The organism is Kitasatospora sp. NPDC022785, assembly GCF_055561295.1.
Genome location: NZ_JBVHHB010000003.1, coordinates 392658 through 406351, shown reverse-complemented (window position 1 = coordinate 406351; position 13694 = coordinate 392658). Strand labels below are relative to the sequence as shown.

Annotated in this window: 11 protein-coding genes; 10 read left to right on the top strand and 1 reads right to left on the bottom strand. The window is 73.0% G+C overall.

Annotation, left to right across the window (positions count from 1 at the left end; all coding sequences use genetic code 11):
- The first annotated feature begins 219 nt into the window (after nt 1–219).
- The 6 genes from egtA (at nt 220) to ACZ3YO_RS07440 (ending at nt 7801) form a co-directional block, all read left to right on the top strand.
- Entirely contained in the window at nt 220–1572 is a 1353-nt protein-coding gene (gene egtA / locus ACZ3YO_RS07465; RefSeq protein ID WP_465566050.1) for an ergothioneine biosynthesis glutamate--cysteine ligase EgtA, read from the top strand.
- Nucleotides 1569–2939: an ergothioneine biosynthesis protein EgtB gene (gene egtB / locus ACZ3YO_RS07460; protein WP_465566047.1), complete on the top strand. Its 1371-nt coding sequence runs from the start codon at nt 1569–1571 to the stop codon at nt 2937–2939. The genes egtA and egtB overlap by 4 nt, the downstream gene beginning before the upstream one ends.
- Entirely contained in the window at nt 2939–3694 is a 756-nt protein-coding gene (egtC, locus tag ACZ3YO_RS07455) for an ergothioneine biosynthesis protein EgtC (RefSeq protein ID WP_465566045.1), read from the top strand. Before egtB ends, egtC begins: the two co-directional genes overlap by 1 nt.
- A 46-nt stretch (nt 3695–3740) precedes the next feature.
- Complete coding sequence (gene egtD / locus ACZ3YO_RS07450) at nt 3741–4724, top strand: L-histidine N(alpha)-methyltransferase (RefSeq protein WP_465566042.1); 984 nt, start codon at nt 3741–3743, stop codon at nt 4722–4724.
- A gap of 114 nt (nt 4725–4838) precedes the next feature.
- Nucleotides 4839–6281 (top strand): sugar porter family MFS transporter, encoded by a 1443-nt coding sequence (locus ACZ3YO_RS07445; protein WP_465566307.1) that lies wholly within the window; start codon nt 4839–4841, stop codon nt 6279–6281.
- A gap of 185 nt (nt 6282–6466) precedes the next feature.
- A complete protein-coding gene (locus ACZ3YO_RS07440; RefSeq protein ID WP_465566039.1) occupies nt 6467–7801 on the top strand; it encodes a nitric oxide synthase oxygenase in 1335 nt (444 codons plus the stop codon).
- 70 nt (nt 7802–7871) lie between these two features.
- Here the strand turns inward: ACZ3YO_RS07440 and ACZ3YO_RS07435 are convergent, their stop codons facing one another.
- Entirely contained in the window at nt 7872–8513 is a 642-nt protein-coding gene (locus ACZ3YO_RS07435; RefSeq protein ID WP_465566036.1) for a TetR/AcrR family transcriptional regulator, read from the bottom strand.
- A gap of 260 nt (nt 8514–8773) precedes the next feature.
- On the opposite strand from ACZ3YO_RS07435, the gene ACZ3YO_RS07430 reads away from it, so the two are divergent.
- From ACZ3YO_RS07430 to ACZ3YO_RS07415, 4 genes are all read left to right on the top strand, one after another.
- A complete protein-coding gene (locus ACZ3YO_RS07430; RefSeq protein WP_465566033.1) occupies nt 8774–9949 on the top strand; it encodes an acyl-CoA dehydrogenase family protein in 1176 nt (391 codons plus the stop codon).
- 103 nt (nt 9950–10052) lie between these two features.
- A complete protein-coding gene (locus tag ACZ3YO_RS07425; protein ID WP_465566030.1) occupies nt 10053–11240 on the top strand; it encodes a thiolase family protein in 1188 nt (395 codons plus the stop codon).
- Between the two features lie 52 nt (nt 11241–11292).
- On the top strand, nt 11293–12051 hold the full coding sequence (fabG, locus tag ACZ3YO_RS07420) for a 3-oxoacyl-ACP reductase FabG (RefSeq protein ID WP_396320018.1): 759 nt from the start codon (nt 11293–11295) through the stop codon (nt 12049–12051).
- Between the two features lie 196 nt (nt 12052–12247).
- On the top strand, nt 12248–13609 hold the full coding sequence (locus tag ACZ3YO_RS07415) for a S53 family peptidase (RefSeq protein WP_465566027.1): 1362 nt from the start codon (nt 12248–12250) through the stop codon (nt 13607–13609).
- The last annotated feature ends 85 nt before the right edge of the window (nt 13610–13694 follow it).

Below are 13694 nucleotides of genomic sequence, written 5' to 3'. Positions count from 1 at the left end.
CCCGCCCGAGGCCCGGCCGAGGGGCTGCCGGGACCCTGGGCGTGGCACCGCCGGGGCCCGGGTGAGACTCCCCCGAAGCCCCGGATCACCCGATTGCACCGCCTCTGACCTGCGACGACATCTCTTCACGAGATGTTTGCGGAGCGCCCCCGCATGGTCCGTAGCAGACTGGGCAGGGTAGACCGGGCCGCAATCGTGATCCCGAGGATGGTGAGTCCGGTGACACCCGTTCGCCCGACCAGCCCGACCGCCCGCCCCAGCACGGACCCGCCCCCGAGCGGGGTGACACCGCTCACCGAATCGGCGGCACGCCGCCACATGGCCGGCGTCTGTTTCAAGATCGGACCGCCCCGGCTGATCGGTGTCGAGGTGGAGTGGTTCGTCCATGACGACCGATGTCCCACCCGCCCCGTCCAACCGGAGCGGCTGCACGCCGCACTGGACGCGCTGCCCCTCGGAGGCCCCGACGGGACGTCGCTCCCCTCCGGAGCCCGCCTCACTCTCGAACCCGGCGGACAGGTCGAGCTCAGCTCCCCGCCCGCCGACGGCCTCACCGCCTGCGTCGACGACACCCGACGCGATCTCGCCGCCCTGCGGGCCGCCTTCGCCGCCCAGGGCCTGCGCCTCACCGGCACCGGCACCGACCCCCTCGCCCGTCCGCGCCAGATGGTGCTGGACCACCCGCGCTACCTGGCGATGGAACGGTTCTTCAACTCGGCCGGCCCCTGGGGCCGGATCATGATGACCGGCACCGCGTCCGTCCAGGTCTGCCTGGACGCCGGCGCCGCGGACGGTCCGCACGCGCTGGACCGGCGCTGGCGCCTCGCCCACCGGCTGGGTCCGGTGCTGGTCGCCGCCTTCGCCAACTCCCCGCTGCTGGACGGCAGGCCCACCGGCCACCGGTCCACCCGGCAGACCGTCTGGTCCCGGATGGACCCCACCCGCACGCTCGCCCCCGCCCCCGACCACGGCGACCCGCGCGAGGCCTGGACCCGGTACGTGCTGGACGCCGAGGTGCTCTGCATCCGCCGCCCCGACGGGCAGCCCTGGACCGCTCCGGCCGGGATGACGTTCGCCGACTGGCTGCGCGGCGCCGGCGAGCGCCCGCCCACCCTGGCCGACCTGGACTACCACCGCACCACGCTGTTCCCGCCGGTCCGCCCGCGCGGCCACCTGGAGCTGCGGATGATCGACGCGCAGCCCGGCGACGGCTGGATCGTCCCCGCCGCCCTGGTCACCGCGCTGCTGGACGACCCGGTGGCCGCCGAGGCCGCACTCGCCGCGCTGGAGCCGCTGGAGTGCGCCGACGGCCCGCGTCCGCCGCGCAGCGACGCCTGGCGCCGGGCCGCCACCCTGGCCGTCGCCGACCCCGAGCTGCGCCGCGCCACCCTCGCCTGCTTCGCCGCCGCCGACGCCGCGCTGGGCCGCCTGCCCGGCGCCGGACGGCTGCGCACCGCCGTCGCCGAGTTCGCCGAGCGCTACCCCGCGCGCGGCCGCTGCCCGGCCGACGACCAGCTGGACGCACTGCGCTCCGGCACCCGACGCACTCCCCCGGAGGAGGCCGCACCATGATCGACGACGCCCGCCCGACCGGCGCCCCCGCCCCGGCAGCCGCGCCGCTGGAGACGCTGTCGCCGGAGGCCCTCCGGGAGACGATCGCCGCCGAGCTGCTGGCCGCCCGCGCCCGCACCGCCGCGCTCACCGACTGCGTCGAGGACCGTGACCTGACCGCCCAGCACTCACCGCTGATGTCCCCGCTGGTCTGGGACCTCGCGCACATCGGCAACCAGGAAGAGCTCTGGCTGCTGCGCAACGTGGGCGGCCGGGATCCGATGCACCCCGAGATCGACCCGCTCTACGACGCCTTCGAGCACCCGCGTGCCGAGCGCCCCAGCCTGCCGCTGCTGCCGCCGCACGAGGCCCGCGCGTACGCGCACGAGGTGCGCGGCCGGGTGCTCGACCTGCTGGGCGAGAGTCCGTTGGAGGGCGCGCCGCTACTGGACGCCGGCTTCGCCTTCGGCATGATCGCCCAGCACGAACAGCAGCACGACGAGACGATGCTGATCACCCATCAGCTCCGCAGGGGAGAGCCCGCCCTGGCCGCTCCCCCGCCGCCGCCCGCCCCCGCGGACGCGGCCACACTGCCCGCCGACGTGGTCATCCCCGCCGGCCCGTTCACCATGGGCACCGACACCGAGCCGTGGGCGCTGGACAACGAACGACCGGCGCACCGGGTCGAGCTGCCGGCCTTCCGGCTGGACACCACGCCCGTCACCAACGGCGCCTACCTGCGGTTCATCGCCGACGGCGGCTACGACGACCCGCACTGGTGGACCGCCGAGGGCTGGGAGCACCGGCAGAAGGCCGGGCTGACCGCCCCGCTGTTCTGGCACCGCGAGGGCGGCCAGTGGCTCCGCCGCCGGTTCGGCCTGCTGGAGCCGGTGCCGGCCGACGAGCCGGTGCTGCACGTCAGCTGGTACGAGGCCGACGCGTACGCCCGGTGGGCCGGCCGGCGGCTGCCGACCGAGGCGGAGTGGGAGAAGGCCGCCCGGCACGACCCGGCCACCGGGCGTTCCCGCCGCTACCCGTGGGGCGACGCGTCGCCCGCGCCCGAGCACGCCAACCTCGGCCAGCGCCACCTCCGCCCGGCCCCGGCCGGAAGCTACCCGGACGGCGAATCGCCCGACGGGGTAAGGCAGTTGATGGGCGACGTGTGGGAGTGGACGGCCAGCGACTTCCACCCCTACCCGGGCTTCCGGGCCTGGCCGTACAAGGAGTACTCGGAGGTCTTCTTCGGGCCCGAGTACAAGGTGCTGCGCGGCGGCTGCTTCGCCGTCGCACCGGTCGCCTGCCGGGGCACCTTCCGCAACTGGGACTACCCGATCCGCCGCCAGATCTTCGCAGGGTTCCGCACCGCCGCCACTGTGGAGACGGACTGATGTGCCGCCACATCGCCTACCTGGGCGAGCCACTGGCACCGAGGGAGCTGCTGGTCGAGCCGCCGTTCGGGCTCTACCGGCAGTCCTGGGCGCCGCGGACGCAGCAGTACGGCACGGTCAACGCGGACGGCTTCGGCCTCGGCTGGTACGCCGACGGCGACGAGGTGCCGGCCCGCCACCGGCGGGCCGGGCCGATCTGGGCGGACTCCTCGTTCGCCGACCTCGCCCGGGTGATCCGCACCCGGGCGCTGCTGGCGGCCGTCCGCTCGGCCACCGAGGGCTGCGCGGCGGGCGAGGAGGCGGCCGCGCCGTTCTCCGGCGGGCGCTGGCTGTTCAGCCACAACGGCGCGGTGGCCGGCTGGCCGGAGAAGCTCGACGCCCTGGCCGGGCTGCTGCCGCCGGCCGAGCTGCTGGAGCTGGTGGCGCGCACCGACTCGGCGCTGCTCTGGGGCCTGGCGCTGCACCGGCTGCGCGCCGGCGCGGGCCTCGGCGAGGCACTGGCCGGCACCGTCGCGGACGTGGCCGCCCACACCACCGGCCGGCTCAACCTGCTGCTCACCGACGGCCGTGCCATCGCCGCGACCAGCTGGGGCGACACCCTGCACCACCGGACCCTGCCCGGGCTCGGGGTGGTGGTGGCCTCCGAGCCGTACGACGACCACCCGGACTGGACGGCCGTCCCGGACCGCTCGTTGCTGCTGGCAGGCCCGGACGGCATCACGGTCGAGCCGCTCGGAGCCGTTCGGGCACTCTGAGCCTCCCCCTCTCCCCTTCACTTTTTGAACCGAGGACCCATCTGTCATGAGCACCTTTGATCTCGCCCGGCTGCTGCCCGCCGACCACTTCAGCACCGCCTTGCGGCACGACGTGCAGCACGGTCTGACCTCCGAACCGAAGTGGCTCCCGCCGAAGTGGTTCTACGACGCCCGGGGCAGCGAGCTGTTCGAGGAGATCACCCGGCTGCCGGAGTACTACCCGACCCGCGCCGAGCGGGCCATCCTGACCGCCCGGGCCGGCGAGATCGCCGCCGCCACCGGCGCCCGCACCCTGGTCGAGCTGGGCTCCGGCTCCTCCGAGAAGACCCGGCTGCTGCTGGACGCCCTGCGCGACCTCGGCACTCTGCACACCTACGTCCCGGTCGACGTCAGCGAGAGCGCGCTGACCTCCGCCGGAGAGGCGCTCGCCGAGGAGTACCAGGGGCTGACGGTGCACGGCGTGCTGGCCGACTTCACCGCCCGGCTCGGGCTGCCCCCGGACGGCGGCCCGCGCCTGGTCGCCTTCCTCGGCGGCACCCTGGGCAACCTGCTCCCCACCGAGCGGGCCGCCTTCCTGCGCGGCCTGCGCGCCGCCCTCGACCCGGGCGACTTCCTGCTGCTCGGCACCGACCTGGTGAAGGACCCGGGCGTCCTGGTCGCCGCCTACGACGACGCGGCCGGGGTGACGGCGGAGTTCAACCGGAACGTGCTCAACGTGCTGAACCGCGAGCTGAACGCCGACTTCGACCCGGACGCGTTCGAGCACGTGGCGCTCTGGGACGAGGAGCAGGAGTGGATCGAGATGCGGCTGCGCTCACTGCGCTCCCAGACCGTGAAGATCCCGGTGCTCGACCTGCCGGTCCACTTCGACGCGGGCGAGGAGCTGCGCACCGAGGTGTCGGCGAAGTTCCGCCGGGAGCGGGTCGCGGAGGAGCTGGCGGCGGCCGGCCTGCGGCTGAGCCACTGGTGGACGGACGACGAGGGACGGTTCGGACTGTCGCTGGCCTCGCCGATGGAAGGCCAGGTTTGACAGTTCACTTTACTAATATCAAAAGGGACTTGATGGGCATCCCACGTACAACACTTGAACATTGACGCGTTACGATCTCGGCACCAAGCTCAGCGCTGAGTACCAGGAGTCAAGATCGTGAGCGTCACCCAGCAGCCCACGGAGCCGACGGAGCCCTCGGCGGCGGAGGCCCGATCCACCGACCGCCTCGGCTTCGTCGTCTTCATCACCGCCGCCGCGGCCCTCGGCGGGTTCCTGTTCGGCTACGACAGCTCCGTGATCAACGGGGCCGTCTCGGGCATCCAGGAGAAGTTCGGCGTCGGCGACGGCGTGACCGGCCTGATCGTCTCCTCGGCGCTGCTCGGCTCGGCGGTCGGCGCCGCGGTGGCCGGCCGGTTCGCCGACCGGTACGGCCGGATCAAGGTCATGAAGGCGGGCGCGCTGCTCTTCGCGGTGAGCGCGGTCGGCTCGATGCTGCCGTTCTCCGCCTGGGACCTCGCCTGCTGGCGGGTCCTCGGCGGAGCGGCCATCGGCATCGCCTCGGTGATCGCCCCGACCTACATCGCCGAGGTGGCGCCGACCAAGTACCGCGGCCGGCTCGCCTCCTTCCAGCAGGCCGCGATCGTGCTCGGCATCGCGATCTCCCAGCTGGTCAACTGGGTGCTGGCGGACGCCGCCGGCGGCGAGACCCGTGGCCACCTGCTCGGCCTGGAGGCCTGGCAGTGGATGCTCGGCATCTGCGTCCTGCCCGCCGCCGTCTACTTCGTGCTCTCCTCGATGATCCCCGAGTCCCCGCGCTACCTGATCTCGGCCGGCCGCCTGGACGAGGCCCGCGCCGTGCTCGCCGAGGTCGAGGGCAGGAACGCCGACACGGACGCCCGGATCGCCGAGATCCAGGGCCTGATCGACTCCGACCACCAGCCGCGCTTCCGCGACCTGCTCGGCGGCCGTTTCGGCCTGCTGCCGATCGTCTGGGTCGGCATCGGCCTCTCGGTGTTCCAGCAGCTGGTCGGCATCAACGTGATCTTCTACTACTCGTCGATCCTCTGGCAGTCGGTCGGCATCGACCAGAGCAACTCACTGCTGATCAGCTTCATCGGCTCGGTCATCAACATCCTCGGCACGGTGGTCGCGATCCTGCTGGTCGACCGGATCGGCCGCAAGCCGCTCGCCCTGATCGGCTCGGCCGGCATGGCCGTCGCTCTGGCCGCCTGCGGCTGGGCGTTCTCCTCCGCCACCGGCAGCGGCGACAACGTCACCCTCCCGGACCTCCAGGGCACCGTCGCCCTGATCGCCGCCAACGCGTTCGTGCTGTTCTTCGCGATGTCCTGGGGCGTCGTGGTCTGGGTGATGCTCGGCGAGATGTTCCCCAACCGGATCCGCGCCGCCGCGCTCTCCGTCGCCGCCTCCGCGCAGTGGATCGCCAACTGGGCGATCACCGTCTCGTTCCCGTCGCTCTCGCGCTGGAACCTCTCGGCGACCTATCTGGTCTACGCGGCCTTCGCGGCCCTGTCGATCCTCTTCGTGGCACGGTTCATGAAGGAGACCAAGGGCATCCGGCTGGAGGACATGGGCTGACGCGAGCCATGGGCTGATCCGACAGTCCGACCTTCGGCCCCCGCACCCTAGCGCCCCCGGCGCGGGTGCGGGGGCCGAATCGTTCACTCTCTGCGGCGGGGCGCACACCTCCGGTACTCCTGGTGGCCAGGAGGGATGAGTCCTTGATCTTCAACCGGCTTCGCACCCGCAGCACCCGCAGACCCGTGGCAGCGCCTGCCGCCGGCTGTCCGTACACCCATGCGCACCCCGCGCCCGAGTCCGCCGGGCCGGCGCCCGCCCAGACGCCCGGGCACCCGGTCGGGCGGCTGACCGACCACGGCACCGGCTCGCTCACCCCCCGCAACCAGGCGCCGGAGGCGGCCCACGTCACCGGCCCCGGCCACTTCACCGGCCCCGGCCACTCCACCGCCCCCGGCCACTCCACCGCCCCCGGTCATTCCACCGGCCCCGGTCATTTCACCGACCCTGCCGAGGCCGAAGCGTTCGTCCGGCAGTTCCACCGCGAGCAGCCCGCGGCCGGGGACCCGTCCGAGCGGGTGCGGGCCGTCCTCGACGAGATCGACCGCACCGGCACCTACGAGCACACACCCGCCGAACTCGCGTACGGCACCAAGCTGGCCTGGCGCAACGCGGCCCGCTGCATCGGCCGGCTGTACTGGCGCAGCCTGGTCGTCCGCGACCTCCGGCACCTCGCCTCGGCCGACGACATCGCCGCCGAGTGCTTCGAGCACCTGCGGGTGGCCGGCAACGGCGGCCGGATCCGCCCGGTGATCTCGGTCTTCGCCCCCGACCGCCCCGGCCGTCCGGCCGCCCGCATCCTCAACCAGCAGCTGATCCGCTACGCCGGCCACCCCGGCGCGGACGGCGGCTGGATCGGCGACCCGGCCGGCGCCCAACTGGCCGCCCGCGCCCGGGACCTCGGGTGGAAGTGCGGCGAGGGCCGGTTCGAGGTCCTGCCGCTGCTGGTCCAGGAGCGGCCCGGTGAGCGCCCCGAGTGGTACGAGCTGCCGGACGACACCACGTTGGAGGTCGAGCTCGTCCACCCCGACCACGACTGGTTCGCCGACCTGGGCCTGCGCTGGTACGCGGTGCCGGCGATCAGCGACATGACGTTGGAGATCGGCGGTGTGCGCTACCCCACCGCGCCGTTCAACGGCTGGTACATGGGCACCGAGATCGGCGCCCGCAACCTCGCCGACGCCGACCGGTACGACATGCTGGCCACCGTCGCCGAGCGGCTCGGGCTGGACACCTCCAGCGACCGCACGCTCTGGCGCGACCGGGCGCTGGTGGAGCTCAACGTCGCGGTGCTGCACTCGTTCCAGGAGGCCGGAGTGACCATGGCCGACCACCACACCGAGTCGGAGCGGTTCCTCAAGCACGTCGCCCAGGAGAAGCGGCTCGGCCGGGCCACACCCGCCGACTGGAGCTGGATCGTGCCGCCGGTCTCCGGCGGGCTGACCCCCGTCTACCACCGGTACTACGACCCGGTGGACCCGTCGCTGCGGCCGGCCTTCGTGGCCCGCGAGCCCTGGTGAGTCGCGCGGACGGGGCGAGGCGGGGGCGCGGCCGGGTGGGGGTCGGCCGGGTGGGTCGGCGAGGGGGCGCTCAGCGGTGCGGGACGGTGCGTTCGTACCGTAGGAGCAGTCCGTCGAGGAGCGCTTCGAGCCCGGTCTCGAACGCGCCCTCGTCGATCGCGCTCCGGTGCTCGGCCAGCCGGTGGGCCTCGCCGAGGTGCGGGTAGTCGGCGGCGTCGTACACCCCGGCGTCCTCGGGGAAACCCGCCGCGAACGAGGCGAGCGCCGAGCCGGCGACGAAGTACCGCATCAGCGCGCCGATCCGGGTGGCCTGCCCACGCGGCCAGCCGGCCTCGACCAGGCAGCCGAAGACGGCGTCGGCCAGCCTCAGCGCGTTCGGCCGCCGCCCGGGGCCCTGGGCCAGCACCGGGACGATGTTGGGATGCGCGGCGAGGGCGGCGCGGTAGGAGCGAGCCCAGTCGCGCAGCGCCTCCGGCCAGGCCGCTTCCCGGCCGAACATCGACAGGTCGACCTCGCCCATCACGCTGTCCACCACCGCGTCCAGCAGTTCGTCCTTGGTGGCGAAGTGGTTGTAGAGCGACGGCCCGCTGACCGACAGCTCGGTGGCCAGGCGGCGGGTGGAGAGCGCGGCCAGGCCCTCGGCGTCGATGAGCTGGAGCGCGGCGGTGACGATGCGCTCGCGGCTGAGCAGGGGGGTGCGCGGGCGGGCCATCGTCGCGGTGCCTCCGGGTCGAGTGGGTTCTGGCGGGGTGGGTGCGGGCGGAGTGGGTGCGGGCGGGGTGGGAGCGCGGGTCGGTCGGTAAGACGGGTCGGTCGGTGCGCGGGTGGGTCGGCCGGTGCGGGCCGGGCTCGGACCGGTGGATGCGTTCGAGTGGGCGGGGACCGATTCTGGCAGGCGCCTCTTCCCAGTGCGCCCCGGTCGGGGCTACAGTCCCCCCATAAAACTTGCAGCGCTAGTTTAACGGGGTCCCGATGAACCTGGAGCTCTCCGAGGAGCAGGCCGCCCTCCGTGACCTGGCGGCCGCCTTCACGGACCGCGAGATCGTCCCGTACGCCGCCGAGTGGGACCGCGCCGAGTCCGTCGACCGCGCGATCATCGGCAAACTCGGCAAACTCGGCCTGCTCGGGCTCACCCTCCCCGAGGAGTACGGCGGCAGCGGCGGCGACCATCTCGCCTACTGCCTCGCCCTGGAGGAGCTCGGCCGGGGTGACTCCGCCGTGCGCGGCATCGTCTCGGTCTCGCTCGGCCTGGTCGCCAAGTCGGTCAACAGCTATGGCAGCGAGGAACAGAAGCGGCACTGGCTGCCCCGGCTCACCTCCGGTGAAGCCCTCGGCTGCTTCGCGCTGACCGAGCCCGGCACCGGCTCGGACGCCGCCAACCTCACCACCCGCGCGGTCCGGGACGACGGGGACACCTCCCGCCCGAAGGGTGGGGGCGACTGGCTGATCAGCGGAACCAAGATGTTCATCACCAACGGGACCTGGGCCGACGTCGCCCTCGTCTTCGCCCGGACGGGCGGGGCGGGACACAAGGGCGTCACCGCCTTCCTCGTCCCCACCGACCTGCCCGGCTTCACCCGCACGGAGATCCACGGCAAGCTCGGCCTGCGCGGCCAGGCCACCGCCGAACTCGCCTTCGACGGCGTCCGGGTGCCCGACTCCGCCCGGCTCGGCGAAGTCGGCAAGGGGTTCGGCGTGGCGATGGCCGCGCTCGCCAAGGGCCGGATGTCGGTCGCCGCCGGCTGCGTCGGGATCGCCCGGGCCTGCCTGGACGCCGCCGTCCGGTACGCGGGCGAGCGCGAGCAGTTCGGCAAGCCGATCGCCTCGCACCAGCTGGTGCAGGAGCTGCTCGCCGACATCGCCGTGGACGTCGAGGCCTCCCGCCTGCTCACCTGGAAGGTCGCCGACCACATCGACCGCGGCCTGCCGTTCGCCACCGAGTCCTCCGTCGCCAAGCTCTACGCGAGCGAGGCCGCCGTCCGGGCCGCCAACAACGCGCTCCAGGTCTTCGGCGGCTACGGGTTCATCGACGAGTACCCGGTCGGCAAGTACCTGCGCGACGCGCGGGTGATGACGCTCTACGAGGGCACCAGCCAGATCCACAAGCTTCTGATCGGACGCGCGCTCACCGGCGTCAACGCCTTCTAGCCCCACTGTTCCCGCTGTTCCTGCTCTCCCCGCTCTTCCGCTCTTCCGCTCTTCCGCTGTTCCCGCTGTTCCCGCTGTTCCCGCTGATAAGGAGCCCGACGACGTGCGTCCTGTCTACTTCGCCGCAGCCCGCCGCACACCCATCGGCCGGCTGCGCGGAGCGCTCGCCACGGTCCGCCCCGACGACCTCTCGGCCACCGTGCTGCGCGCCCTGCTCGCCGACGTGCCCGCCCTCGACCCCGCCCGGATCGACGACGTCTACTGGGGCGCCGCCAACCAGGCCGGCGAGGACAACCGCAACGCCGCCCGGATGGCCGTCCTGCTGGCCGGCCTGCCCGACACCGTCCCCGGCGCCACCGTCAACCGGCTCTGCGCCTCCGGCCTGGAGGCCGTCACCATGGCCGCCCGGGCCATCGGCTCCGGCGAGGCCGACGTGGTGGTGGCCGGCGGCTGCGAGTCGATGACCCGCGCCCCCTTCGTCCTCCCCCGCCCCGACGAGGCGCTGCCGCACAAGATCGAAACCTTTGACACCCGGCTCGGCTGGCGTCTCACCAACCCCCGGATGGCCGACCTGCACGGCATCCTCTCCATGGGCGAGACCGCCGAGGAGGTCGCCACCCGCTACGGCATCACCCGCGAGCGGCAGGACGCCTTCGCGCTCCGAAGCCACCAGCGTGCCGCCGCCGCCCGCAAGGACGGCCACTTCGACGCCGAACTCGTGCCGGTCGAGCGGCCGGACGGGGTGACGGTCGGCCAGGACGAGAGCATCCGCGAGGACACCAGCCTCGAAAAGCTGGCCCGGCTGAAGCCGGCGTTCCGGGCGGGCGGAACGGTGACGGCGGGCAACGCCTCCCCGATGAACGACGGCGCGGCCGGCCTGGTGCTGGTCAGCGAGGAGGCGCTCGGCGAACTGGACCTCCAGCCGCTCGGCCGCTACGTCGCCGGCGCCTCCGCCGGGGTGCACCCGGACGTCATGGGCATCGGGCCGGTGCCGGCCACCCGCAAGGCGCTCGGCCGGGTCGGCTGGTCGGTCGACGCGGTGGAGGAGGCCGAGCTCAACGAGGCCTTCGCGGCCCAGGTACTCGCCTCCGTCGACCAGTTGGGCATCGATCCGGAGCTGGTGAACCCGGCCGGAGGCGCCATCGCACTCGGCCACCCCCTGGGCGGCTCCGGCGCCCGTATCCTCACGACCCTGCTGCACCGGATGCGCCGCAGCGGCGCCCGCCGCGGACTGGCCACCATGTGCGTGGGCGTCGGCCAGGGCACCGCCGTCCTCGTGGAATCGGCCTGAGGGCCGCGAGCCCACGATCGTCCCCCATTTCCCATTGATCGAAGGAGCAGCTGTGACTCGCTTCGCAGGCAAGGTCGCCGTCGTCACCGGCGCGGCGCAGGGTATCGGTGCGGCCACCGCGCGGCTGCTGGCGGAGGAGGGCGCGGCCGTCGCCGTCGTCGACCTCACCGCCGAGCGCGCCGCCGGCACCGTCGAGGAGATCACCGCGAAGGGCGGCACCGCGCGGGCGTACGGCTGCGACGTGGCCGACTACGACGCGGTGGAGGCCGTGTTCGCGCAGGTGGCGCAGGACCTCGGCGGGGTGCACGTCCTGGTGAACAACGCCGGGATCACCCGGGACAACCTGTTCTTCAAGATGCCCAAGTCCGACTGGGACGCGGTGCTGACGGTCAACCTGACCAGCGCCTACAACTGCAGCCACGTCGCGCAGAAGTACATGGTGGCGCAGAAGTACGGCAAGATCGTCTCGCTCAGCTCGCGCTCGGCGCTCGGCAACCGGGGCCAGGCCAACTACGCCGCCGCCAAGGCCGGCATCCAGGGGCTGACCGCCACCCTGGCCATCGAGCTGGGCCCGTTCAACATCAACGTCAACGCCGTCGCCCCCGGCTACATCGCCACCGCGATGACCGCCGCCACCGCCGAGCGGGTGGGCGCCTCGGCCGAGGACCACCAGACCGAGGTCGCCGCCCGGACGCCGCTGCGGCGGGTCGGGCAGCCGGAGGAGATCGCCTCGGTGGTCGCCTTCCTGGCCAGCGAGGACGCCTCGTACGTCAGCGGGCAGACACTGTACGTCAACGGTGGGGCACGCTGACCGGTTCTGACGTTTCGTCAGATAGCCGTCCCCGGTGGTGGGTTACCTTCACCTGGGACGGCCTTTACCTTTTCCGGTGGCCAGGCGTGACCATGCCGGCAGTACGAAATGACTATGGCATGATCATGTGGCGCTCGATGGGATGGCCGGACCGACCCGACCGAAACAGGTCGGGCCCTGCGTACCAAGGAGTCCCATGGGCAGCCCCGCCACCCTCCGCCGCGCCCTGGCCCTGCTCGCCGCCGGGGCCACCGCCCTCACCGCCGGCACGCTCTCCGTTCCGGCCGTGAGCGCCACGGCCTCCGGCAGCCTGGCCGGTGTGCACGTCCGCCCCGCCTCCGCCGGGCACGTCAGCGCCACCGGGCGCACCGCGCCACTGCCCACCTCACAGTGCGTCAGCCAGATCGGCATCCACTGCTACTCCCCGCTCCAGTACCGGACCGCCTACAACCTCGACCCGCTGTACCAGCAGGGAATCACCGGCAAGGGCCGCACCATCGTCATCGTCGACTCCTTCGGCTCGCCGACCATCCAGCACGACCTGGAGGTCTTCGACAAGCAGTGGGGCATCCCCGACACCCAGGTCGAGGTCGTCAAGTGGGGCAACGTCCCGCCGTTCGACCCCACCAACGCCGACCACACCGGCTGGGCGGGTGAGACCACCCTCGACGTCGAGTACGCCCACGCCATCGCGCCCGACGCGCACATCGTCCTGGTCGAGACCGGCGTCGCCGAGACCGAGGGCACCACCGGCCTGCCCGAGATGATGGACGCCGAGAAGGCCATCATCAAGTCCGGCCGCGCCGACGTGATCTCGCAGAGCTTCGGCGCCACCGAGAACACCTTCCCCGGCTTCGACAAGGGCAACTTCAAGTCGCTCACCGACCTGCGCTACGCCTTCAAGGAGGCCGCCGACCGCGACGTCACCGTGCTCGCCGCCTCCGGCGACAACGGCGCGACCGACGCCCAGGAGAACGGCGAGGACCTCTACCCGTACAAGGTCAACTCCTGGCCGTCCAGCGACCCGTTGGTCACCTCCATCGGCGGCACCCAGCTCAGTCTGGACGACGCCGGCAAGCGCACCGCGCCCGACAAGGTCTGGCACGACAACTACGGCGCGGGCGGCGGCGGCGTGTCCGGCGTCTTCGAGCGCCCGTGGTACCAGACCGGCGTGGCCGGGGTCACCGGCAACCACCGCGGCACCCCGGACATCAGCATGAGCGCGGCCGTGGACGGCGGCGCCTGGACGTACGAGTCCTACGACCCGACCTCCGTCGGCTGGCACCTCACCGGCGGCACCAGCGAGGCCACTCCGATCTTCTCGGGCGTCGTCGCCCTCGCCGACCAGCTCGCCGGCCACCGCCTCGGCCAGCTCAACTGGCGCCTCTACGGCCTCAACCTGCTCCCGCAGCAGTGGAGCGGGCTGGTCGACGTGACCGCCGGCGACAACTCCTGGGACAAGGTGACGGGCTACCAGGCCGCCAAGGGCTACGACCTCGCCAGTGGCCTCGGCACCATCGACGGCACCAAGTTCGTCCACGCCCTCGCGGGCCGCTGACCGCACCACCTCTCGGAGGGGGAGCCGGCCGACCGGCTCCCCCTCCGGCACGTCCGGCCGCCCCGCCCGCACAGGAAGTCGGCCC

Coding starts and splice junctions, on each gene's coding strand:
- egtB (WP_465566047.1), top strand. CDS start 1,569: ATGATCGACGACGCCCGCCCGACCGGCGCCCCCGCCCCGGCAGCCGCG.
- egtC (WP_465566045.1), top strand. CDS start 2,939: ATGTGCCGCCACATCGCCTACCTGGGCGAGCCACTGGCACCGAGGGAG.
- egtD (WP_465566042.1), top strand. CDS start 3,741: ATGAGCACCTTTGATCTCGCCCGGCTGCTGCCCGCCGACCACTTCAGC.
- ACZ3YO_RS07435 (WP_465566036.1), bottom strand. CDS start 8,513: ATGGCCCGCCCGCGCACCCCCCTGCTCAGCCGCGAGCGCATCGTCACC.
- ACZ3YO_RS07430 (WP_465566033.1), top strand. CDS start 8,774: ATGAACCTGGAGCTCTCCGAGGAGCAGGCCGCCCTCCGTGACCTGGCG.
- ACZ3YO_RS07415 (WP_465566027.1), top strand. CDS start 12,248: ATGGGCAGCCCCGCCACCCTCCGCCGCGCCCTGGCCCTGCTCGCCGCC.